Origin of the sequence: Pseudomonas sp. HN2-3 (assembly GCF_020691745.1) — a bacterium.
In the GTDB taxonomy this organism is placed as follows: Bacteria; Pseudomonadota; Gammaproteobacteria; order Pseudomonadales; family Pseudomonadaceae; genus Aquipseudomonas; species Aquipseudomonas capeferrum.
Window position 1 is genome coordinate 5,286,030 of the sequence record NZ_CP085704.1, and the last position, 20,777, is coordinate 5,306,806.

22 protein-coding genes are annotated in these 20,777 nt (G+C 63.5%); 14 read left to right on the top strand and 8 right to left on the bottom strand.

The annotated features are described in order from the left end of the window. Positions 1-219 precede the first annotated feature (219 nt). The 6 genes from urtA (at position 220) to LJX93_RS24040 (ending at position 6,318) form a co-directional block, all read left to right on the top strand. Positions 220-1,485, top strand: a complete 1,266-nt coding sequence (gene urtA, locus LJX93_RS24015; protein WP_033701760.1) for an urea ABC transporter substrate-binding protein — start codon at positions 220-222, stop codon at positions 1,483-1,485. Between the two features lie 129 nt (positions 1,486-1,614). After that, entirely contained in the window at positions 1,615-3,102 is a 1,488-nt protein-coding gene (gene urtB / locus LJX93_RS24020; protein WP_156311342.1) for an urea ABC transporter permease subunit UrtB, read from the top strand. Continuing rightward, positions 3,102-4,181 (top strand): urea ABC transporter permease subunit UrtC, encoded by a 1,080-nt coding sequence (gene urtC / locus LJX93_RS24025; RefSeq protein ID WP_033701763.1) that lies wholly within the window; start codon positions 3,102-3,104, stop codon positions 4,179-4,181. The genes urtB and urtC overlap by 1 nt, the downstream gene beginning before the upstream one ends. After that, the gene (gene urtD, locus LJX93_RS24030) at positions 4,178-5,035 is read left to right on the top strand and encodes an urea ABC transporter ATP-binding protein UrtD (protein ID WP_033701764.1); all 858 of its coding nucleotides are present in this window, start codon (positions 4,178-4,180) and stop codon (positions 5,033-5,035) included. Before urtC ends, urtD begins: the two co-directional genes overlap by 4 nt. Positions 5,036-5,072: 37 nt before the next feature. Next, positions 5,073-5,771 carry an urea ABC transporter ATP-binding subunit UrtE gene (urtE, locus tag LJX93_RS24035; protein WP_033701766.1) on the top strand — a complete coding sequence of 233 codons (699 nt, stop codon included), beginning with the start codon at positions 5,073-5,075 and terminating at the stop codon, positions 5,769-5,771. 31 nt (positions 5,772-5,802) lie between these two features. Further along, entirely contained in the window at positions 5,803-6,318 is a 516-nt protein-coding gene (locus LJX93_RS24040; RefSeq protein WP_227696489.1) for a GNAT family N-acetyltransferase, read from the top strand. Between the two features lie 122 nt (positions 6,319-6,440). Here the strand turns inward: LJX93_RS24040 and LJX93_RS24045 are convergent, their stop codons facing one another. Together LJX93_RS24045 and cbpA are read right to left on the bottom strand one after the other, a co-directional pair. Further along, on the bottom strand, positions 6,441-6,749 hold the full coding sequence (locus LJX93_RS24045; RefSeq protein WP_033701768.1) for a chaperone modulator CbpM: 309 nt from the start codon (positions 6,747-6,749) through the stop codon (positions 6,441-6,443). Positions 6,750-6,751: 2 nt separating this feature from the next. Continuing rightward, entirely contained in the window at positions 6,752-7,708 is a 957-nt protein-coding gene (gene cbpA / locus LJX93_RS24050) for a curved DNA-binding protein (protein WP_033701769.1), read from the bottom strand. Between the two features lie 164 nt (positions 7,709-7,872). On the opposite strand from cbpA, the gene LJX93_RS24055 reads away from it, so the two are divergent. Then, a complete protein-coding gene (locus LJX93_RS24055; RefSeq protein WP_033701770.1) occupies positions 7,873-9,144 on the top strand; it encodes an Hsp70 family protein in 1,272 nt (423 codons plus the stop codon). Between the two features lie 38 nt (positions 9,145-9,182). Here LJX93_RS24055 and LJX93_RS24060 read toward each other — a convergent pair whose 3' ends face one another. From LJX93_RS24060 to LJX93_RS24070, 3 genes are all read right to left on the bottom strand, one after another. Then, positions 9,183-10,190: an AI-2E family transporter gene (locus LJX93_RS24060; RefSeq protein WP_156311339.1), complete on the bottom strand. Its 1,008-nt coding sequence runs from the start codon at positions 10,188-10,190 to the stop codon at positions 9,183-9,185. A 71-nt stretch (positions 10,191-10,261) separates the two neighbouring features. Further along, entirely contained in the window at positions 10,262-10,546 is a 285-nt protein-coding gene (locus LJX93_RS24065; RefSeq protein ID WP_047582340.1) for a PsiF family protein, read from the bottom strand. A 74-nt stretch (positions 10,547-10,620) separates the two neighbouring features. Next, the gene (locus LJX93_RS24070; RefSeq protein WP_033701774.1) at positions 10,621-11,409 is read right to left on the bottom strand and encodes an AraC family transcriptional regulator; all 789 of its coding nucleotides are present in this window, start codon (positions 11,407-11,409) and stop codon (positions 10,621-10,623) included. 132 nt (positions 11,410-11,541) lie between these two features. Here LJX93_RS24070 and LJX93_RS24075 point away from each other — a divergent pair, with 132 nt between their 5' ends. Then, positions 11,542-12,435 carry a DMT family transporter gene (locus tag LJX93_RS24075; protein WP_227696490.1) on the top strand — a complete coding sequence of 298 codons (894 nt, stop codon included), beginning with the start codon at positions 11,542-11,544 and terminating at the stop codon, positions 12,433-12,435. Here the strand turns inward: LJX93_RS24075 and LJX93_RS24080 are convergent. After that, positions 12,416-13,306, bottom strand: a complete 891-nt coding sequence (locus LJX93_RS24080; RefSeq protein ID WP_227696491.1) for an esterase/lipase family protein — start codon at positions 13,304-13,306, stop codon at positions 12,416-12,418. The two genes, LJX93_RS24075 and LJX93_RS24080, sit on opposite strands and share 20 nt — an antisense overlap. 123 nt (positions 13,307-13,429) lie before the next feature. On the opposite strand from LJX93_RS24080, the gene osmE reads away from it, so the two are divergent. Beyond that, a complete protein-coding gene (osmE, locus tag LJX93_RS24085; protein ID WP_033701777.1) occupies positions 13,430-13,771 on the top strand; it encodes an osmotically-inducible lipoprotein OsmE in 342 nt (113 codons plus the stop codon). Between the two features lie 48 nt (positions 13,772-13,819). Beyond that, on the top strand, positions 13,820-14,350 hold the full coding sequence (locus tag LJX93_RS24090; protein ID WP_033701778.1) for a ferritin-like domain-containing protein: 531 nt from the start codon (positions 13,820-13,822) through the stop codon (positions 14,348-14,350). Positions 14,351-14,464: 114 nt separating this feature from the next. Here LJX93_RS24090 and LJX93_RS24095 read toward each other — a convergent pair whose 3' ends face one another. Then, positions 14,465-16,531, bottom strand: coding sequence for an AsmA family protein (locus tag LJX93_RS24095; RefSeq protein WP_033701779.1), 2,067 nt, complete (start codon positions 16,529-16,531; stop codon positions 14,465-14,467). A gap of 338 nt (positions 16,532-16,869) precedes the next feature. On the opposite strand from LJX93_RS24095, the gene LJX93_RS24100 reads away from it, so the two are divergent. The 4 genes from LJX93_RS24100 (at position 16,870) to LJX93_RS24115 (ending at position 19,456) form a co-directional block, all read left to right on the top strand. Beyond that, complete coding sequence (locus tag LJX93_RS24100) at positions 16,870-17,232, top strand: hypothetical protein (protein WP_227696492.1); 363 nt, start codon at positions 16,870-16,872, stop codon at positions 17,230-17,232. A 123-nt stretch (positions 17,233-17,355) separates the two neighbouring features. Further along, the gene (locus LJX93_RS24105) at positions 17,356-17,988 is read left to right on the top strand and encodes a TetR family transcriptional regulator (protein WP_033701781.1); all 633 of its coding nucleotides are present in this window, start codon (positions 17,356-17,358) and stop codon (positions 17,986-17,988) included. Between the two features lie 50 nt (positions 17,989-18,038). Next, positions 18,039-19,136, top strand: coding sequence for an AGE family epimerase/isomerase (locus LJX93_RS24110; protein ID WP_156311338.1), 1,098 nt, complete (start codon positions 18,039-18,041; stop codon positions 19,134-19,136). A gap of 74 nt (positions 19,137-19,210) precedes the next feature. Beyond that, positions 19,211-19,456, top strand: a complete 246-nt coding sequence (locus LJX93_RS24115) for a hypothetical protein (RefSeq protein ID WP_047582332.1) — start codon at positions 19,211-19,213, stop codon at positions 19,454-19,456. A gap of 37 nt (positions 19,457-19,493) precedes the next feature. Here LJX93_RS24115 and LJX93_RS24120 read toward each other — a convergent pair whose 3' ends face one another. Beyond that, complete coding sequence (locus tag LJX93_RS24120; protein WP_033701784.1) at positions 19,494-20,261, bottom strand: SDR family oxidoreductase; 768 nt, start codon at positions 20,259-20,261, stop codon at positions 19,494-19,496. Positions 20,262-20,777: the final 516 nt, after the last annotated feature.

The following is a 20,777-nucleotide window of genomic DNA, read 5'->3' on the forward strand; positions in this document are numbered from 1 at the left end:
TGTAAGGCGTGCGCAAAATCGGCTACTGACAGAATTATCAGGTCCTCGGCAACAACGCCCCAACTTGAAGCATGCTCTGCACCGCCTTCCCATCGCAGTGCACAGCCACCCCGATCTACCACTGTAAACCCCGTTCCAGAGCCATCCGATGGTTCGGCACACCCCTTGCAACGCCCCTCCCGCTTGGCCAACACCAAAAAAAACCAGCGGAGAGAGCACATGAAGCGTCGCAGTCTGATCAAGGCCTTTACCCTCAGCGCATCGATTGCGGCGATGGGCCTTAGCTGGAGCATCCAGGCCGCCGAGACCATCAAGGTCGGCATCCTGCATTCGCTGTCGGGGACCATGGCCATTTCCGAGACCTCGCTCAAGGACATGGCGCTGATGACCATCGACGAGATCAACGCCAAGGGTGGGGTGAATGGCAAGATGCTCGAACCGGTGGTGGTCGACCCGGCATCCAACTGGCCGCTGTTCGCCGAGAAAAGCCGCCAGCTGCTTACCCAGGACAAGGTTGCCGTGGTGTTCGGTTGTTGGACATCGGTGTCGCGCAAGTCGGTGCTGCCGGTGTTCGAAGAGCTCAACGGCCTGCTGTTCTACCCCGTGCAATACGAAGGCGAAGAGATGTCGCCGAATGTCTTCTACACCGGCGCCGCGCCCAACCAGCAGGCCATCCCGGCCGTGGAATACGTGATGAGCGAAGAAGGCGGCAGCGCCAAGCGCTTCTTCCTGCTGGGCACCGACTACGTCTACCCGCGCACCACCAACAAGATCCTGCGTGCCTTCCTGCACAGCAAAGGCGTGGCCGACAAGGACATCGAAGAGGTCTACACCCCGTTCGGCCATGCCGATTACCAGACCATCGTCGCCAACATCAAGAAGTTCTCTGCCGGCGGTAAAACTGCTGTCATCTCTACCGTCAACGGCGACTCCAACGTGCCGTTCTACAAAGAGCTGGCCAACCAGGGCCTGAAGGCCACCGACGTGCCAGTGGTAGCCTTCTCGGTGGGTGAAGAAGAACTGCGTGGCATCGACACCAAGCCGTTGGTGGGCCACCTGGCGGCGTGGAACTACTTCGAATCGGTGGATAACCCGGTGAACCAGAAGTTCGTCGCCGACTGGAAGGCCTACGCCAAGGCCAAGAACCTGCCCGGCGCCGACAAGGCGGTGACCAACGACCCGATGGAAGCCACCTATGTGGGCATCCACATGTGGGCGCAGGCGGCGGAAAAAGCCAAGTCCACCGAGGTCGACAAAGTGCGCGAAGCCTTGGCTGGGCAGAGCTTCAAGGCACCGTCCGGCTTCACCCTGACCATGGACAAGACCAACCACCACCTGCACAAGCCGGTGATGATCGGCGAGATCCAGGATGACGGGCAGTTCAGCGTGGTCTGGGAGACCGAGCAGCCACTGCGGGCACAGCCTTGGAGCCCGTTCATTCCGGGTAACGACAAGCGCCCTGATTACGCAGTGAAAGGTAACTGAGTGCACTGGGGCTGCTGTGCAGCCCATTCGCGGGACAAGCCCGCTCCCACAGGTCTTGAGAACAGCCTCGAGCCTGTGGGAGCGGGCTTGCCCCGCGAAGCATCCACACTGATTTCCAGGATTGCCCGCATGCTCAGACTCCTGCTCATCTTGCTCCTTATGCTGCCCCTGGCATCCCAGGCCAGCGAGGGCGAATTCTTCCTCAGCGCCAAGCCCGCCGAACAGGCTCGCCTGCTCGAAGGCTGGGCGGCGCAACCCGATGCCGCGCGCCTGGCGCTGCTGGCAAACCTGCGCCAAGGCCGCATCGCCGAAGGCGACACCCGCAAGGTGCGCCTGAACAACCGCCTGCGTGGCCTGATCGACAACGCCCTGGCCAGCCACCAGTTGCTCAGCGACAACAGCGACGCGCGCCTGGCCGCCGCCCAGCAACTGCAGAAGAGCGCGCAACCGGCGCAGATGGCCTTCCTCGACCGGCGCTTCGCCAACGAAGCGGACCCTGCCGTACACGCCGCCCTCGGCCTTGCCCTGGCCAACCTGCAGTTGGGCGCCAGCGAGCCTGCGGTACGCCTGGCCGCCGTGCGCCTGCTCGGCGAGACCGGCGACCCGGTCGCCCGCACCCGCCTGGAGGCGCTGCTGCAGCCCGGCGTCGAAAGCGATGCCGGCGTGCGTACCGCTGCCGAAACCAGCCTGGCCCAGGTCAAACGCAAGCTGCTGGTTGGCGAGCTGCTGGGCCAGGCGTTCAGCGGCCTGTCGCTGGGGTCGATCCTGCTGCTGGCGGCGCTGGGCCTGGCGATCACCTTCGGCCTGCTCGGGGTGATCAACATGGCCCACGGTGAAATGCTGATGCTCGGTGCCTACAGCACCTACATGGTCCAGGTGCTGCTGCAGCGCTACGCCCCGGGCGCCATCGAGTTCTACCCGCTGATCGCCCTGCCGGTGGCGTTCGCCGTCAGCGCCGGGGTCGGCATGGCGCTGGAGCGCACGGTGATCCGCCACCTGTACGGCCGCCCGCTGGAAACCCTGCTGGCGACCTGGGGTATCAGCCTGATCCTGATCCAGGCCATCCGCCTGATCTTCGGCGCGCAGAACGTCGAAGTGAGCAACCCGGCGTGGCTGTCCGGTGGTGTCCAACTGCTGCCGAACCTGGTGTTGCCGTACAACCGCCTGGTGATCATCGGCTTCGCCCTCGCCGTGGTGCTGCTGACCTGGCTGCTGCTCAACCGCACGCGGCTCGGCCTGAACGTGCGCGCGGTGACGCAGAACCGCAACATGGCCGCCTGCTGTGGCGTGTCCACCGGGCGCGTCGACATGCTCGCCTTCGGCCTCGGCTCCGGTATCGCCGGGCTCGGTGGCGTGGCCCTGAGCCAGGTCGGCAACGTCGGCCCGGACCTGGGCCAAAGCTATATCATCGACTCGTTCCTGGTGGTGGTACTCGGCGGTGTCGGGCAACTGGCCGGCAGCCTCTGGGCCGCCTTCGGCCTAGGCATCGCCAACAAGCTGCTGGAGCCGCAGATCGGCGCGGTGCTTGGCAAGATCCTCATCCTTGCGTTGATCATTCTGTTCATCCAGAAGCGCCCGCAAGGCCTGTTCGCCCTCAAGGGACGGGTAATCGACTGATGAACCAGCCACTGCTTGTCACCGCTTCGCAAAAAGCCGGGCCGCGCCTGTCGCTGGCCATCGGCACTGTCGTCGTGCTGTTGCTGCTGGCACTACCACTGCTGTCGTTGCTGCCGGCCGACCATGCCCTGCAGGTCTCGGCCTACACGCTGACACTGGTCGGCAAGATACTCTGCTACGCCATCGTCGCCCTGGCCCTGGACCTGGTCTGGGGCTATGCCGGGCTGCTGTCGCTCGGCCACGGGCTGTTCTTCGCCCTCGGCGGCTACGCCATGGGCATGTACCTGATGCGCCAGGCCGCCGGCGATGGCCTGCCGGGTTTCATGACCTTCCTGTCGTGGACCGAGCTGCCCTGGTACTGGGCCGGCACCCAGCATTTTGCCTGGGCCCTGTGCCTGGTGGTGCTGGCGCCTGGGCTGCTGGCGCTGGTGTTCGGCTTTTTCGCCTTCCGCTCGCGGATCAAGGGCGTTTACTTCTCGATCATGACCCAGGCCCTGACCTTTGCCGGCATGCTGCTGTTCTTTCGCAACGAGACCGGGTTTGGCGGCAACAACGGCTTTACCAGCTTCCGCACCATTCTGGGCTTTGACATTGCCGCGCAAGGCACACGGGCCGTGCTGTTTCTGCTGACTGTCGGCCTGTTGCTGGCCAGCCTGTACCTGTGCTGGCGCCTGACCACCAGCAAGTTCGGCCGGCTGCTCACTGCCGTGCGCGACGCCGAGAACCGCCTGATGTTCTGCGGTTACGACCCGCGCGGCTTCAAACTGCTGGTGTGGGTGCTGAGCGCCGTGCTGTGCGGCCTGGCCGGCGCGCTGTATGTGCCCCAGGTGGGCATCATCAACCCCAGCGAAATGTCGCCGACCAATTCCATCGAAGCCGCTGTCTGGGTCGCCCTGGGCGGGCGTGGCACGTTGATTGGCCCGCTGCTGGGCGCAGGCCTGGTCAATGGCATGAAGAGCTGGTTCACCGTGGCGTTCCCCGAGTACTGGCTGTTCTTCCTCGGTGCGCTGTTCATTCTGGTCACTCTGTACCTGCCCAAAGGCGTGGTGGGCCTGCTGAAGAAAAGGAGCCAGCCATGAGAGGCGTGCCCCCGGTTCATCCCGAGTTCATGCTGGAGCCGGTGTTCGACACCCTTGGCGCCAGCCGCGACGCCATCGGCCTCGGCCAGAGCCGCAAGGCCGGCCTCGATATCCGCCACGGCACGGTGCTGAGCCTGGAAGACATCAGCGTCAGCTTCGATGGGTTCAAGGCGCTGAATGGTTTGAACCTGTACATCGGCGTCGGCGAACTGCGCTGCATCATCGGCCCCAACGGCGCCGGCAAGACCACGATGATGGACGTGATCACCGGCAAGACCCGCCCCGACAGCGGCAGCGCCTTTTTCGGCGACACCCTCGACCTGACCCGCATGAGCGAATACCAGATCGCCCAGGCCGGGGTCGGCCGCAAGTTCCAGAAGCCCACGGTGTTCGAGGCGCTGACGGTGTTCGAGAACCTGGAGCTGGCGCTGAAGGCCGACAAGTCGGTGTGGGCCAGCCTGGCCGCGCGCTTGAGCGGCGAGCAACGACAGCGCATCGAACACGTGCTGGCCACCCTGCGCCTGCTACCGCTGGCGCAGCGCCAGGCAGGGTTGCTGTCCCACGGCCAGAAGCAGTTTCTGGAGATCGGCATGCTGCTGGTACAGGAGCCGCAACTGCTGTTGCTCGACGAGCCGGTGGCGGGCATGACCGATGCCGAAACCGAGTTCACCGCAGAGCTGTTCAAGGGGCTGGCCGGCACGCATTCGCTGATGGTGGTGGAGCACGACATGGGGTTTGTCGGCAGCATTGCCGACCATGTGACGGTGCTGCACCAAGGCAGCGTGCTGGCGGAGGGCTCGCTGGCGCAGGTGCAGGCGGATGAGCGGGTGGTCGAGGTTTATCTGGGCCGATGATCCTCACAGCCAGCGCACAAACTTCCAGGGACATGACATGCTGAAAATCGACACACTGCACCAATACTACGGCGGCAGCCACATCCTGCGCGGCCTGTCCTTCGAGGCCAAGGTCGGCGAGGTCACGTGCCTGCTGGGCCGCAACGGCGTGGGCAAGACCACCCTGCTGCGCTGCCTGATGGGCCTGGTCGCAGCCCGCGAAGGCAGCGTCGAATGGGAAGGCAAGCCGATCACCATGCTCAAGCCCCAGCAACGGGTGCAGGCCGGTATCGCCTACGTGCCCCAAGGCCGCGAAATCTTCGCGCGGCTGACCGTGGAGGAGAACCTGTTGATGGGCCTGTCGCGCTTCCCCGCCCGCGAGGCCCGTGAAGTGCCCGCCTTCATCTACGAACTGTTCCCGGTACTGGAACAGATGAAACAGCGCCGCGGCGGCGACCTGTCCGGCGGCCAGCAACAGCAGTTGGCCATTGGCCGCGCCTTGGCCAGCCGCCCGCGCCTGTTGATACTCGACGAGCCCACCGAAGGTATCCAGCCTTCGGTGATCAAGGAAATCGGCGCGGTCATCCGGCGCCTGGCCCAACGTGGCGACATGGCCATCCTGCTGGTGGAGCAGTTCTACGACTTCGCCGAAGAACTGGCCGACCAGTACCTGGTGATGGCCCGCGGCGAGATCATTCAGCGTGGGCGCGGGGATAACATGCAGGCAGAAGGTGTACGCGGGCTGGTAACCATTTAATCTGCGCCCATCGACCTTGTGAGACGCTGCAATGAGCCACGAAATCCGCGACGCCTTGCCCGCCGATGTACCGGGCATCCTCGACATCTACAATGACGCCGTGCGCAACACCACGGCGATCTGGAACGAAACACCCGTCGACCTGGGCAACCGCCAGGCCTGGTTCGAGGCCCGTGCGCAGCAGGGCTACCCGATTCTGGTGGCGGTGGATGAGAGCGGCGTGCTGGGTTATGCGTCGTTTGGCGACTGGCGGCCGTTCGAGGGCTTTCGCAATACCGTGGAGCATTCGGTGTACATCCGCGGCGACCAGCGCGGCAAGGGCCTGGGGCCGCTGTTGATGGGCGCATTGGTGGAACGCGCGCGGGGTTGCGGCAAGCACGTGATGGTGGCGGCCATCGAAAGCGGCAACGCGGCGTCGGTACGCCTGCATGAGCGGCTGGGGTTCGTGGTGACCGGGCAGATGCCGCAGGTGGGGGTGAAGTTCGGCCGCTGGCTGGACCTGACGTTCATGCAGCTGATGCTGCACCCGGGGGCTGAGCCGGCCTGAACGTGAGGGTGCCGGTGCGGGCCCCTTCGCGGGGCAAGCCCGCTCCCACAGGGACCTCACAGTCCTTGATTGTGCTGTAACTGTGGGAGCGGGCTTGCCCCGCGAAGGGGCCCGCACTGGCCTCATCCCAGTTGGGTGAACCTGCCCAAGCGCTGTTTCAGCATGTTGTTCTCACTGCGCAGCTGCTGCACTTCCTGCAACAGCTCCAGCGCCAGCGCCACGCCTTCCCACTCCAGTTCCAACTCCTGGTGCAGCTTCGCCGCGCGCTTGGCCAAAAGCGGCGCCTGATCGTCGAACAACCAGTCCTCAGGCGTTCGCCCAGAGGGTTCGACGATGCCGTGCTCGACTATTTCGATCACGTAGTCCGCCGTAATGTCGGCTTCCTGGCAGAGGGTGCGCATGTCCAGTTGAACGATCAGGGTGCTGCTCATGATCACTTACTCCATTGTGCCCTCGGGTTGAACGCGGCCTTCTCGGAAAGCTTGGCCCACAGTTCACGGGTCGACTCGTCGGATGCAGTCGGCATGACCACCTTGAGCTGCGCATAGAGGTTGCCGCGCTCGCCCTGCTTGTTGGCCAGGCCCTTGCCCGGTACGCGCAGGCGCTGGCCGCTCTGGCTGTCGGGACGGATGGTCAGGTTGATCTTGCCGTCCAGGGTCGGCACCGCCACCTTGGCGCCCAGTGCCGCCTCCCACGGTGCCAGTGGCACGGTGATGATCAGGTCATGGCCTTCGACATCGAACAGCGGGTGCGGTGCCATGCGGATGGTCAGGAACAGGTCGCCGTTGGGCCCGCCGCCACTGCCCGGCGCACCCTGGCCCTTGAGGCGAATGCGCTCGCCGTCGGTCACCCCGGCGGGGATCTTGACGTTCAGGGTCTTGGTGGTGAACCCGGTGCGCTGCCCGGCGGCATTGGTCTGCGGCACCTGGAAGCTGATCTGCTTGGACTCCTTGCTCAGGGTCTCTTCAAGGAATACCGCCAGTTCCAACTCCACGTCCTGCCCTCGCCTGCCTGCGCTGCGCTGTTGCCGGGCGCCGCCAAAGGGGTTGCCCCCCCGCGCGCCAAAAATCGAGCTGAAGAAGTCGGAGAAGTCACCGCCTTCGAAACCACCGCCCGCACCACCGCCGCGGTTTTCCCAGCCCGGCGGCGCCTGGAACGGCCGGCCATGTTGGCCACCGTACTTGCGGATTTCGTCGAATTCGGCACGTTTCTGCGCGTCACCGAGCACTTCATAGGCCTCGTTGGCCTCTTTGAACTTGTCCTCGGCGTCGCGCTCCTTGCTGACATCGGGGTGATACTTGCGTGCCAGCTTGCGGTAGGCGGCCTTGATCGCCTTTTCGTCCGCCGTGGGCTCTACGCCAAGTATCTTGTAATAGTCTTTGAAGTCCATTTATGGATCACCAATGTGAATTTGCGTGTTGCCACTGAAGATAGGGGTCAAGCATAGCCTTTCAAGGGCCGCTTGGGATTGCTGTATGGCAGACGACTGGTCTTGATTCTGTTGCCAACTGGCATAAACTGCGCGGCCGTTTTGCCTCCGGAAACCTTTTTCCCATGTCTGACGTATCCCCGGCCCGTGCCCTTGGCATCGACTTTGGCACCTCCAACTCCACGGTCGGCTGGCACCGCCCTGGCCTTGAGTCGCTGATTGCCTTGGAAGACGGCAAGATCACCTTGCCTTCGGTGGTCTTCTTCAACATCGAGGAGCGTCGCCCGGTGTATGGCCGCCTGGCGCTGCACGAGTACCTGGAAGGCTACGAAGGCCGCCTGATGCGCTCGCTCAAGAGCCTGCTCGGCTCCAAGCTGATCAAGCACGACACCAGCGTGCTGGGCAGCGCCTTGCCGTTCAAGGACTTGCTGGGCATGTTCATCGGCGAACTGAAAAAGCGCGCCGAAACCGCCGCCGAGCGCAGCTTCGACCAGGTCGTGCTGGGCCGCCCGGTGTTCTTCGTCGATGAAGACCCGGCCGCCGACCAGGAAGCCGAAGACACCCTGGCCGACGTGGCGCGCAAGATCGGCTTCAAGGACGTGTCGTTCCAGTACGAACCGATTGCCGCAGCCTTCGACTACGAGTCGAGCATCAGCCGTGAAGAGCTGGTACTGATCGTCGATATCGGCGGGGGTACCTCCGACTTTACCCTGATCCGCCTGTCGCCCGAGCGCCACCTGGTGGCCGAACGCCAAAGCGATATCCTCGCCACCGGTGGCGTGCACATCGGCGGTACCGATTTCGACAAGCAGCTGAGCCTGCAGGGCGTGATGCCGTTGTTCGGCTATGGCAGCCGGATGAAGAGCGGTGCGTTGATGCCGACCAGCTACCACCTCAACCTGGCCACCTGGCACACCATCAACGCCTTGTACTCGCAGAAGTCGCAGCTGGCCCTGGGCAACATGCGTTACGACATCGAGGACACCCTCGGTATCGACCGCCTGTTCCAGCTGATCGAACAGCGCGCCGGCCACTGGCTGGCGATGGAAGTGGAAGCCAGCAAGATCGAGCTGACCGAACAGGACAGCCGCCGCATCGACCTGCGCCGTGTCGAGCCTGAGCTGACCGCCGAGCTGACCCGTGCGGTGTTCGAAGAAGCGATCGATAGCCTGCTGGAGCGCGTGCGCGGCAGTGTCAGCGAGCTGCTGAACAAGGCCGGTGTGAGCGAAGGGCAAGTGGATACGGTGTTCTTTACCGGGGGGTCCAGCGGGATTCCGGCGCTGCGTAACAGCGTGGCGGCGATGTTGCCCAATGCACGGCATGTGGAAGGCAACATCTTTGGCAGCATTGGCAGCGGGTTGGCGATCGAGGCACGCAAACGCTACGGCGTTATCTGAACGATCTTGGGGCCGCAAAGCGGCCCCAAGATCTCAGCTCAAACCAGTTCCACTCGCTTCAGCTCGCTCTTCAGATACGCATAGTAGATCGGCCCCGCCACCACCCCCGGCAAGCCGAATGCCGCCTCGAACACCAGCATCGCCAGCAGCAGTTCCCACGACTTGGCACTGATCTGCCCACCCACGATCCGCGCGTTGAGGAAGTACTCGACCTTGTGGATGACGATCAGATACCCCAACGCCGCCAGCGCCACCCAGATCGACAATGACAACCCGACGATGGTGATCAGGGTGTTGGACATCAGGTTGCCGATCACCGGCAGCAGCCCAAGCAGGAAGGTCAGCACGATCAGCGTCTTGGTCAGCGGCAGGTGCACTCCGAACATCGGCAGCACCACGGCCAGGAAGATGCCGGTGAAGGTGGTGTTGAGCAGCGAAATCTTGATCTGCGCGAAGACAATGTTGCGAAACGCCTGCACCAGCAGGCTCAAGCGTTCGAACAAGGCTGCGGCCAACGGTTTGCGCCGAGAAATGTCGGGGATACGCTGCAAGGCCACGATGGCGCCGAGGATCATGCCGATCAGCAAGGTGACGAACATGTGCGCCATGCCCTTGCCTACCAGTTGCAGCTCGCCCAGGTGGCTTTTGAGCCAGTCGCCGATGGCCACCTTGAACTCGGCGGCACTGGCCGGCAGGTAGCCTTCGATGAACGGCGGCAGTTGCCCACGGGCCCGCTCGACCAAGGCCATGAACTTGTCCAGCGAAGCCCCGGGGTTCTCCGCCTCGTGCAGCAGGAAGCTGAATGCGCCGGCAATCAGCAGGGTCAGAGTAATGACCACCAACGTGCCGAGCAGGGCCACGGCCAGCCAGCGGGCGCGCTGCCCGGCGATCAGTGGCTGCAACCGCGGCGTCAGCATGTTGACCAGTTCGAACACCAGCAAACCGGCAAGCAGGCTCGGCAGCAACTTCAGGGGCAGCGCCAGCAACAGGCCGGCAAACACGATGATCCAACTGGCCAGGGTGATCTGGCGGGGGGTGAAGGTCATACAGCCTCAGGGGCAGACAACGGAAAAGACCCGCAGTCTGCCAGCCTTCGCCCTACAGGCATAGGCGCAGGTCATTTCTTCTTCAGGCAGTCGCTCATGTACGCCTTGCGCTCGTCACCCTTGAGTGCCTTGGTGCTGGCGTCGGCGTTGCAGGTCTTCATCTTTTCCTGCTGGGTTGCAGGTACGCTCTTCTTCAGGCAGTTGCTCATGAACGCCTTGCGTTCATCGCCCTTGAGCGCCTTGGCGCTGGCGTCGGCGTTGCACGAGGTCATCTTTTCCTGTTGCGCAGTGGCGGCGAACCCCTGTGCGCTGAACAATACAGCCAACACCAGCAATGGCATTTGCAGCAGCTTCATGGAGTGGTCTCCTTGTCTCCGCGCCCGATGCACGGTGGTGCCACTGAGTGTAGACAAGATTTTTTACACTCATTTCAGCCGCCAGCCCGCGCCTGACGCCGGTACTGCTCCGGTGTGCAATTGGCCTGGCGCTGGAACATGGCGATGAAGGCCGAGGCGCTGCTGTAGCCGAGGTCGAAGGCAATGGCCTGGATCGGCAAGCCTGCCTCCAGCATCTCGATGGCACGCAGAAAGCGCAGGCGCAGGCGCCACTCGCCAAAACCGATGCCCAGTTCGCGGATGAACTGGCGGGCCAGGGTACGTTCGCTGACATGCACCTGCCGCGCCCAATCGGCCAGCGGGCGATTGTCGCCCGGGGCACGGCTCAAGCCATCGAGCACCTGGCCCAGGCCCTCGCTGCGGGCGAAGGGCAAGTAGCAGGTCTGGGTCGGCGCCAGCAGCAACTGGTCGAGCAGCACCTGCACCAGGCGCTGGTCGCGTTCGTCCTGCGCCACGTTCAGGTCACGCCGGGCGAAGTCGCCGAGGATGGCCTTGAGGATGTCGCTGATGACCAGGCTGCACGGCTGCTGCGGCAACCCGGTGCACAAGCTGCGGTCCAGGTAGAGCGAGCGGTAGACGATGGCCTGGGGGTTGTAACAGCCATGCTCGATGCCCGGTGGCACCCACACGGCGTAGTGCGGCGGCGAGAGGAAGCGCTGGCCTTCGACATCCAGGTGCATGACACCGTGGGCCGCGTAGTTCAGCTGGCCCCAGGCGTGGCGGTGGGGGGCGCTGTGGGTATCGGCGCCGAACTCGTCGTGGCGCAAGTACACCGGCGCCGGGAGCCGGTCGAAACCAGGGATGTCGAGGTATTTGCGCGGCATGCTGTCTGCTTTGAAGGGCGGATTGTCTGGATACAAGTATAGGCTTGCGGACAGACAACGGATAATGCCGGGCAACCTGGGCCTGCTACGCAGCAGCCCAAAATTCCTGGTCTAACCCAGAGTTGCACCTTTATGAATTACCTGTTCCCCCTCACCGCCATCCTTATCTGGGCCGGCAACACCGTGGTCACCAAGCTGTCGGCCGGTGCCATCCACCCCGCCGAGATCGGCTTCTACCGCTGGCTGCTGGCCGGCCTGCTGTTCACCCCCTTCCTGCTGCCCGCCGTGTGGCGCAACCGTGCAGCCATCCGCCCGCACCTGGGCAAGGTGTTCGTCCTCGGCGTGCTGGGCATGGCGTTGTACCAGAGCCTGGCGTACTTCGCCGCCAGCATCACCAGCGCCACCAACATGGGCATCATCCTCTCGCTGATGCCATTGATGTCGCTGGCGCTGTCGATTGCCTGGCTCGGCCAGCGCCTGACCTTCGGCGCCCTGGTCGGGGCCCTGGTGTCGTTTTTCGGCGTGCTTGAAGTGGTCAGCGCAGGCCAACCCGGGGCCTTGCTGGAACAGGGCCTGAACAGCGGCGACCTGCTGATGCTGGTGGCCACCCTGGCCTATGCGCTGTACAGCTTCCTGCTGAAAAAATGGCAATTGCGCCTGCCGCCCTTGCAGTTGCTGTACCTGCAGGTGCTGGTGGCCATCGTCGTGTTGCTGCCGCTGTTCCTGCTGTCGGACAAGACCGGCCTGAATGCCCACAACGTCGGCCTGGTGCTGTACGCCTGCGTGCTGGCCTCGATGATCGCCCCGCTGGTGTGGATGCAGGCCGTGCACCGCCTGGGGCCAAGCCGCACCACGCTGTTCTTCAACCTGCTGCCCTTGGTCACCGCGCTGATCGCCGCTGGTGTGCTCGATGAACAGCTGGCCAGCTACCACCTGATCGGCGGCCTGTTGACCCTGCTGGGGGTGATCCTGGCCGAGCGCTGGACCACACCCGTACGCCGCAGCCTTACAGCCCCGCAGCCTTGAGCCGGACGGCGTGCTCGGTGAACAGGCGCACCGGCTCGGCGCCCTTGCCCACGGCGCCGAGCGACTGGTTGACGATGTCCAGGTGGTCGAGCGGGTAGTCGTCGCCGATCACCTGCCCCAGGTGCGAGCTGAAGCGCCCGACCATGCCATCGCAATGGCCCTTTTCCTTGACGAAACTGCGGGCGAACAGGCGGCAGAAGCGGTTGCTGCCGTCAAAGCGGTTGCGCCCCTGGTCGGTCAGTCCGGGCTGCAAGGTGCCTGACCAGGAGTAGTAGCGTACGCCGTTGACCTCTGCCGGCCCTTCGCCGCCCCAGGTGTCGGGCAGGCCCTGTGGATAAGCCTGGTTGAACAGCGCCACCCCGGCACTGGTCAGCGCCTGGTGCGAGGCGTGCACGTCGATGGGCAATGGCTCGCGGCGCCAGCCGGTTTCCAGCCACACCAGCAGCACCGCCAGGCCGTGCAGCGCGCCTTTGAGGATACGCCCCTGCGGCGAGTCGCCCGGCGCCGTACGGTGCAGGTGGTCGGCCAGTTCCGAGCCATGGTTGGGCCCCGCCACGGACGTCACCGAGGCCACCCGCTCAGGCCGTTTGGCCGCGGCATTGCGCGCGTCCAAGGCGCCCTGGCTGTGGCCAATCAGGTTGACCTTGTCGGCACCGGTGCGCTGGCAGATGGCTTCGATGATCCCCAGCAACTGTTCACCCCGCACCTCACTGGCGTGCAACGGCGAGACTTGCACGGGGAACACCTGCGCCCCGCCCTTGCGCAGGGCCGGCACGATGCCGAACCAGTAGGGGTAGAGCAGCACCCGGACGAAACCGAGCATGCCCGGCACCAGCACCAGTGGGTATCGCGTGGCCAACTCCTGCGGCATAGCCCCTGCCCCTTTGCGTGGTCGACCGGCCAACACTACAGCGGCCTGGATGACCATCGCAATCGAACTCCTGGCGCGCCGTGCGGTTCCAAACCAAACAGACCCTGAGCAAGGAGCGGGACCATGTACAAACAGACCCTGGCAATCCTTCTGGCCAGCGCAACACTTGCCGCTTGCGGCAGCCGACCGGAGAACCCGGTGGACTACGTTACCTACCGTGACGAGCCGCTGGTCAAGCAAGTGGAGCACGGCATGACCATGCAGAAAGTGATCGCCATTGGTGGCAGCCCATCCAATGCGATCGACCTGCCCCACGGCGGCACCTGCAACGACTACATCCTCAACCGCGACGGCAAGCAACAGGCGTACTACGTGCGCTTCGACGCCACCGGCCATGTCGATGCCAAGGGCTTCAAAACTTGCAAGCAACGAGAAGAGGACAGCGAAGCCGTACCCGGCGCGTGAGCCTACGCAACACCTTGACCACCCGTCCTGATCTTTTTGGAGATAACCATGAGCAACGTTGAACTGACCGATGTGCAAACCCTGCGCGAACGTGCCCGCCAGCACGTCGAGCAAGGCGCCGTGACCGAGGGCTACCATGCCGACCGCCAAGAGATCCTGCGCCTGCTCAACGAGTCGCTGGCCACCGAGCTGGTCTGCGTGCTGCGCTACAAGCGCCACTACTTCATGGCCAGCGGGATCAAGGCGAGCGTGGCGGCCGAAGAGTTTCTGGAGCATGCCAACCAGGAAGCCGAGCACGCCGACAAGCTGGCCGAGCGGATCGTGCAGTTGGGCGGCGAACCGGACTTCAACCCCGACAACCTGACCAAGAACTCCCATGCCCAATATGTGGCGGGCAATAACCTGAAAGAAATGGTGCTGGAAGACCTGGTGGCCGAGCGAATTGCGATCGACAGCTACCGCGAGATCATTCAGTACATTGGTGACAAGGACCCGACCACGCGGCGCATCTTCGAAGACATCCTGGCGCAGGAAGAAGAGCACGCAGACGATATGTCCGATCTGTTGCAAGGTTTGTAATCGAAAGGGGGCTGCCTGCAGCCCATTCGCGGCACAAGGCCGCTCCCACAAGTATTGCTCGGTGTTGTGGGAGCGGCCTTGTGCCGCGAATGGGCCGCAGAGCGGTCCCTTACATTATTTCTTGCCTTTGACCGCCGCCGGCGCCTTGCCCGCCTTCATCTGCTGCAACAACGGCGTGCACTGGTTCGGTTCGTCCCCACTGCTAGGCGCAATCAGTGCCAGCAGCCCCGCCGCGGGGCCCGCAACCACCCCCAAGGCCACCATCCCCGCCCCGCGCAAGGCCAGCGGCACCGCCTGCACACCCGCACTCGGCTTGGCAAACGGCCCGCGTACATACAGCGGCGAACGCAGCGAGAACAGCCGCAGCCCCTTCGACTCCGGGGTCACCTTCAGGTCCAGCTGCTCACTGGCAAAATTCGCCGTGCCGTTGATGTAGATGATCGCGTTCTCGGTATCGAAGATGAACAGGCGTGTGCTCGCCAGCCCATCCTTGATCCCGACGTCGGCCGCCGCGCAGTTGATCTGCACATCCTCGTCACCGAACAACTTGCCAACCACGTAGTTGCCCACGTTGAGGCCGGCAATTTCCATCAGGCTGCGGCTGATCGCGCCATCGTTGATCAGCATGCGCAGGTCGCCATTGGCCGTCCCCAGCAGCGCCGCCACCGAGTTGCCGCGGCCGGTGATGTCGGCATCGCCGTTGAGTTCGCCGAAGCTGGTCTGCATCGGCGCGAAGGTGGGGAACAGTTGCTTGAGCTTGAAGCCCCGCGCGGTCAACTGCGCCCGCCCCTGCAACGGTACGCTGCGGCCATCGAGGCGGATCCTGGAGGCCAGGTTGCCACCGGCCACGCCAAAGCGCAGCGGCTCCAAGCGCAGCAGGCCGTCTTCGAGGATCACGTGGGCAGACAGGTCGTTGAACGGCAACTGCTCGCTGTGGACGATGCGCTTGCCGGCAAACTCGACGTCGGCGTCCATGGCGCGCCAGCGTTCGGTGCGGAACTCCTCGACCGGCAATACCTTGCCCGTCGGCTGCTTGCTGGCGCCCCCGCGAGCCTTCTGCTCGGCGTTGGAGTCGGCACCGATCAGCGGCGCGAGGTCCTTGAACAGCAGCTGGTTGGAGACCAGCTTGCCGGAGAGCTTGGGCCGCGGCTGGCTGGCCACGAAGGCCAGGTCGCCGTGGATGTCGCTGTCGCCGATCTTGCCGTTGAACCCCTGGTAATTGAAGGTCGCACCTTGCGCGGCATGCAGGTTGGCAGTGAGGTGGCCATCAGTGGCGTAGGCCGGGGTGTCCGGCAGGGTCACGCCGGTCAGCGGGTAGAGGTTGCCCAGGCTCTTGCCGGACAGGCGCAGGCGCAGGTCCAGGGCGCCCAGGTTACGCGGGTCGGTCAGGGTGCCGGCGAGCACCACGTGGGTGTCGGCGATGCGCACGTCAGCCTGCAACGGGAACGGTTGGCTGGCGTCCTGCAGCGCCAGCAGGCCACCGATCTTGCCGGTGCCGGACACCGGCTGCCCTTTGTAGCGGCCCTGGGCCTTGAGGCCGAAGGCATAGTCCTGGGCGCCCGCCGTTTTCTCGGCCCGCGCCTTGCCGACGATGTCGCTGTAGGGTATCGGCTTGCCCAGCGGGTCGATCTGTACCTTCATGCTGGTCTTCAGGGTCTGGTCATCAAGGCTGACATTGCCTTGGTCAAAACCGATGGCACCGATGTCCAGCTGCCATTTCGAGGGTTCTGCGTTTTCATCCTTGGGGCCGAAGTCGAAGGTCCAGTTGGCACGGCCATCGGCCAGTCGAGTCAGGCTGGCGGTGGGCTTGGTCAGGTTGATGCGGGGGATGACGATCTGCTGGAACACCAGTGGCAGTGGCGCCAGGCGGAACTCGACACGCTCGAGGGCGACCATTTTCGGTTCCTTGAGCCAGTCTGGGTTGCCCAGGGTCAAGTCCTCGGCAATGAAGTGCGGCCACGGCACCCACGCCCGCCAACCGCCTTCTTCGGGCTCGGTACGCCACTGCACCGCAAGGTTGCCATTGATTGCGAAAGGCCGATGCAGGGCCTCGGAAACCTTCTCGTTGAGCAACGGCTTGACGCGGTTCCAGTCGAAGGTGGCGATTACCACCACCAGTATCGCCAACAGGGTCAACAGGGTGGCAAGGGTCCAGACAAGGATTCTGGCGGGTCGCGTCATTGCGTGATTCTCCTGACGGCATGGCACAAAGCGGGCACCGGTGGCACTCATTAACTCGGACTGATGAAAACCCGCTGGGTTTTATCGGTGGCGCCATGATAACGAAGTTTTTCCTGGCGCCTTGCTCAGCATTTGGTCTGGGCAACGGCGTTGCGTTACCTGGCAAAGATGAAGGCCAAAAGCCACCAAGCATGTCGAAACAACCGTGCTAGAGCCTCCAAAAAGCTCTATCAATGCTGTCGATTGTTACCATTATCCTTATGAACTTTTCTCTGGCGTTACCGGGCGTAGCATTGGCTTCGTACCCACTTTCCAGCCCCCCAGAGGAGCAACTACTCATGAAACGCCACCTGCTGACCCTGACCCTGTCGATCCTTGCTGCCAACGCCTTCGCCCTGCCGGCTGCTGACCAGCACCTGACCGCCGAATCGCGCCCCAGCGCCGCTGAAATCGCCCAGCCCCTGAAAACGGTTACCGAAGGTGGTTCGGACCGCCTGATCGAACGCACTGGCCGCGTCGCCGAAGGTGGCTCGGACCGCCTGATCGAACGCACTGGCCGCGTCGCCGAAGGTGGCTCGGACCGCTTGATCGAACGCACTGGCCGGGTAGCCGAAGGCGGTTCGGACCGCTTGATCGAACGCTCCGGCCGAGTGGCCGAAGGTGGCTCGGATCGCCTGGTTGAACTCAGCCGTGTGAGCTGATCGCCATGGCCGAAAATAACAACCTGCGGCACAATGCCTGCTCACCTCCAAGCCCGGTCCATTGACCGGGCTTCGTTTTATTATCTAGAGTGCCCTGCCTCGACCGACACAGAACCCTGACCCATGCTGCCGCGTGCCGAACAGAAGCTACAGACCCGCCAGGCCCTGCTCGATGCCGCCTGCCAGCTGATGGAGAGTGGCCGTGGTTTCGGCAGCATCAGCCTGCGCGAAGTGGCGAAAACGGCAGGTATCGTACCCACCGGTTTCTACCGGCATTTTCCCGATATGGACGCCCTGGGCCTGGCTCTGGTGGCCGAGGTCGATACCACCTTCCGCCAGACCATCCGTCTGGTGCGCCAGAACGAATTCGAGTTTGGCGGCATCACCGACGCCTCGGTGCGCATCTTCCTCGACGTGGTCGCCGCCCACCGGGCGCAGTTCCTGTTCCTGGCCCGTGAGCAATACGGTGGCTCGCAGGCGGTACGCCAGGCGATTGCCCGCCTGCGCCAGGACATCAGTGACGACCTGGCCACCGACCTTGCGCGCATGAAACGCTGGCAGCACCTGGACGGTGCAGCACTGGCGGTGATGGCCGACCTGGTCGTGAAGACGGTATTTGCCACACTGCCCGAGCTGATCGACAACCCTGATTCAGGTTATCCACAGGCGCTGTCCGCGCAGGAAAAGATCACCCAACAGCTGCGCTTCATCTTCGTCGGCGCGCGGCACTGGCAAGGCCTGGGTAACCCGGGCTGAAGCGCAGTTCTGCTACCATGGCGCACTGCCCGATTGTGACGAGCGCATTCATGTCCGACCCCCGCCCCACTCCGCCCGAACTGGCCCGCTTCAACCAGCACTTTGCCGAGCTTATCGTGCCGCTGTGGCAAGGCCCGGGCTGGAACGTCGAAATGGCCCTGCCCTTCGAGGCCCTCGATGCCCAGCACCGGCCGTTGCCGGTTCAGCGCTATCGAGCGATGGCCTGCGCGCGCCAGCTGTACCTGTTCAGCAGCCGCATCGAGCAGCCGGGCGCGGCAGAGCGGGCAGCGGCGTTGTTCCGCTCGCTGCAGCGGCATTTCCACGATGCCGAGCACGGCGGCTGGTTCTACAGCATCGATGCCGAAGGCAAGCCACTCGACCGGCGCAAGGACCTCTACACCCACGCGTTCATCGTGTTTGCCTGCGCGCATTACTGGGGCAAGGTCCGCGACAGCCTGGTGGAGTCTGCGCTGAACGCTGCCCTGGCAATCGTCAGCACGCAGTTCGCCCGCGACGACGGCCTGTACGAGGCCAGCCTCGCTGAAGACTGGGCCGACCTTGGCAGTGGCCCGCTGCAGAACCCCCAGATGCACTTGGCCGAAGCCTTCCTGCAGGTGCTTGCCGTGCGTGAAGATGCCAGCGTGCAGCAGGCACTGCTGCAGTTGTGCGATGCCCTGCTGGCACAGTTCATCGAACCGCAGCACGGCTTGATGCTGGAAAAACCACGCGATGCTGTGGATAACTGGTTCGAACCGGGGCATCAGTTCGAATGGTTCTACCTGCTCGACACCTCGCCACTGTTACGCGGCACCCCGCTGCATGGCGCCATTGCCCGGGCGTTCGATTATGCCGAGCAGTGCGGGGTAAAGGATTCGGCGGTCTTGGCAATGCTGGCTGTGGACGGCAAGGTCATCGATGCCACCCAGCGGATCTGGGCCCAGGCGGAGTACCTGCGGGCGCTGGCGTTGCGCTCAGGCAACGAAACCAAGCTTGCGGCGCAGTTGCAGGCGATGACGCAGCGGTTCCTGCATGACGGCGGCTGGTATGAATGCCGGGACGGCGAAGGCGCTGTCAGCCGGCATGACATGCCTTCGACTACGCCTTATCACTTGGCGACCTGCCTGGCAGGGCTGCAGCGCTTGGAATGACCTGACATTTTTACCAGTTTCGGTTCTCAAGACGCGTTGATAGCGTAAAGGCTCCCCTAACGAGGAGTTCAGTCATGGGCAACGAAATTCTGAAGGCTCACTTTCAAACTGAAATTGAGGCTACCGGTAAGGACATCGCGGCTTCCAAGCTTGAGAAGAACAAGCTGCTGCATGAGCGAAAGCTTGGTTTGCTTGCAAGCCTTTTGAGGTATGTCGAGGGGCAGCCGAGTAGAGAAGATGCCATGCTCGCTGATGTCGTCAACGATATGCTGCAAGCCCTGCAACTTCTGAACCCCAACGAGACTTTCCGAGACAACTGAAGGCCTGCGGCAGCATGGGCACGCCCGGGGATGCTGATCAGCCCTTGGGCGACCGGTCGATCGAGAACCCTGCCCAGTCCTGGCTCACCGGCATCAGCTCCAGGCTGTTGATGTTGATGTGCGCAGGCTGGTTGAGGATCCAGAAGATGGTCTCGGCAATATCCTGCGGCTGGATCGGCTCTGCACCCGCGTAGGTGGCGTCGTACTTGGCCTGGTCGCCACCGAAACGCACCAACGAGAACTCGCTCTCGCACAGCCCCGGCTCGATGTTGCTGACGCGCACGCCAGTGCCGCGCAGGTCGCAGCGCAGGCTCAGGGAAAACTGCCCGACAAACGCCTTGGTGCCGCCATACACGTTGCTGCCCGGGTACGGGTAATTGCCCGCCACCGAACCTACGTTGAGGATCGACGCGCCGCGGCCGTGTGCGATCAACCGAGGCAGCAGCAGGCGCGTGGTGTAGATCAGGCCCTTGATGTTGGTGTCGACCATGGTTTCCCAGTCGTCCAGGCTGCAGTTCTGCGCCGCATCGACGCCCAGCGCCAGGCCTGCGTTGTTGACCAGGCCGCGCAGCTTCTCAAAACCGGGCGGCAGCGTGGCGATGGCATGTTCCATGGCGTTGCGGTCGCGCACATCCAGGACCAGCCCGTGCACGTCGGTCTTGGCCGACAGTTCGGCACACAGGGCGTCCAGGCGCTCTTTACGCCGGCCAGTGAGGATCAGCTTCCAGCCGGCCTCGGCGAAACGTCGGGCGGTAGCTTCACCGAAACCGGAAGTCGCGCCAGTGATGAATACGGTGGACGTCATGCTCTGTTCCTCGCTGTGGATTAATTTCGGCAGGGGGTTGCAGCATGCCTTCGTGCTACGCAGGCAGCAAGCCATTGAGGCAACTGATCAAATATTGACCATATTGGCGAAAGCCCCGTTGCAGAGGGCCTGGCGTCATGTATGCGCATGTTATCCACAAGGCTTTCCCCACAGATTGGGGGCAACTTGTCGGGGTAGCGGAACCCTTTCAGCGTTCCAGGGTCGGTGGATATCGTTTTAGTGATGGCGCAAGGCTTTAAACCATGCCGCTTGCAGCGGTATGTCCAAGGGTTTTGCACAGAGTTATACACAGGTGCTCAAAGCGATTACACACAGCTGCATGTGGGTAAAAACCCCTGAAAAATCATCCACAAGGGCAAACCGATCAAAAAACGATCAGATGCCTGCAGGCCTCGACAGCAAAGGGCTACAGCGAGGTGCACCCATGTTTTCCACAGGCAGCTCCACATTATCCGTGGGTAAAACAAGGCTGTGGAAACAATGGCCTAGGCTGGA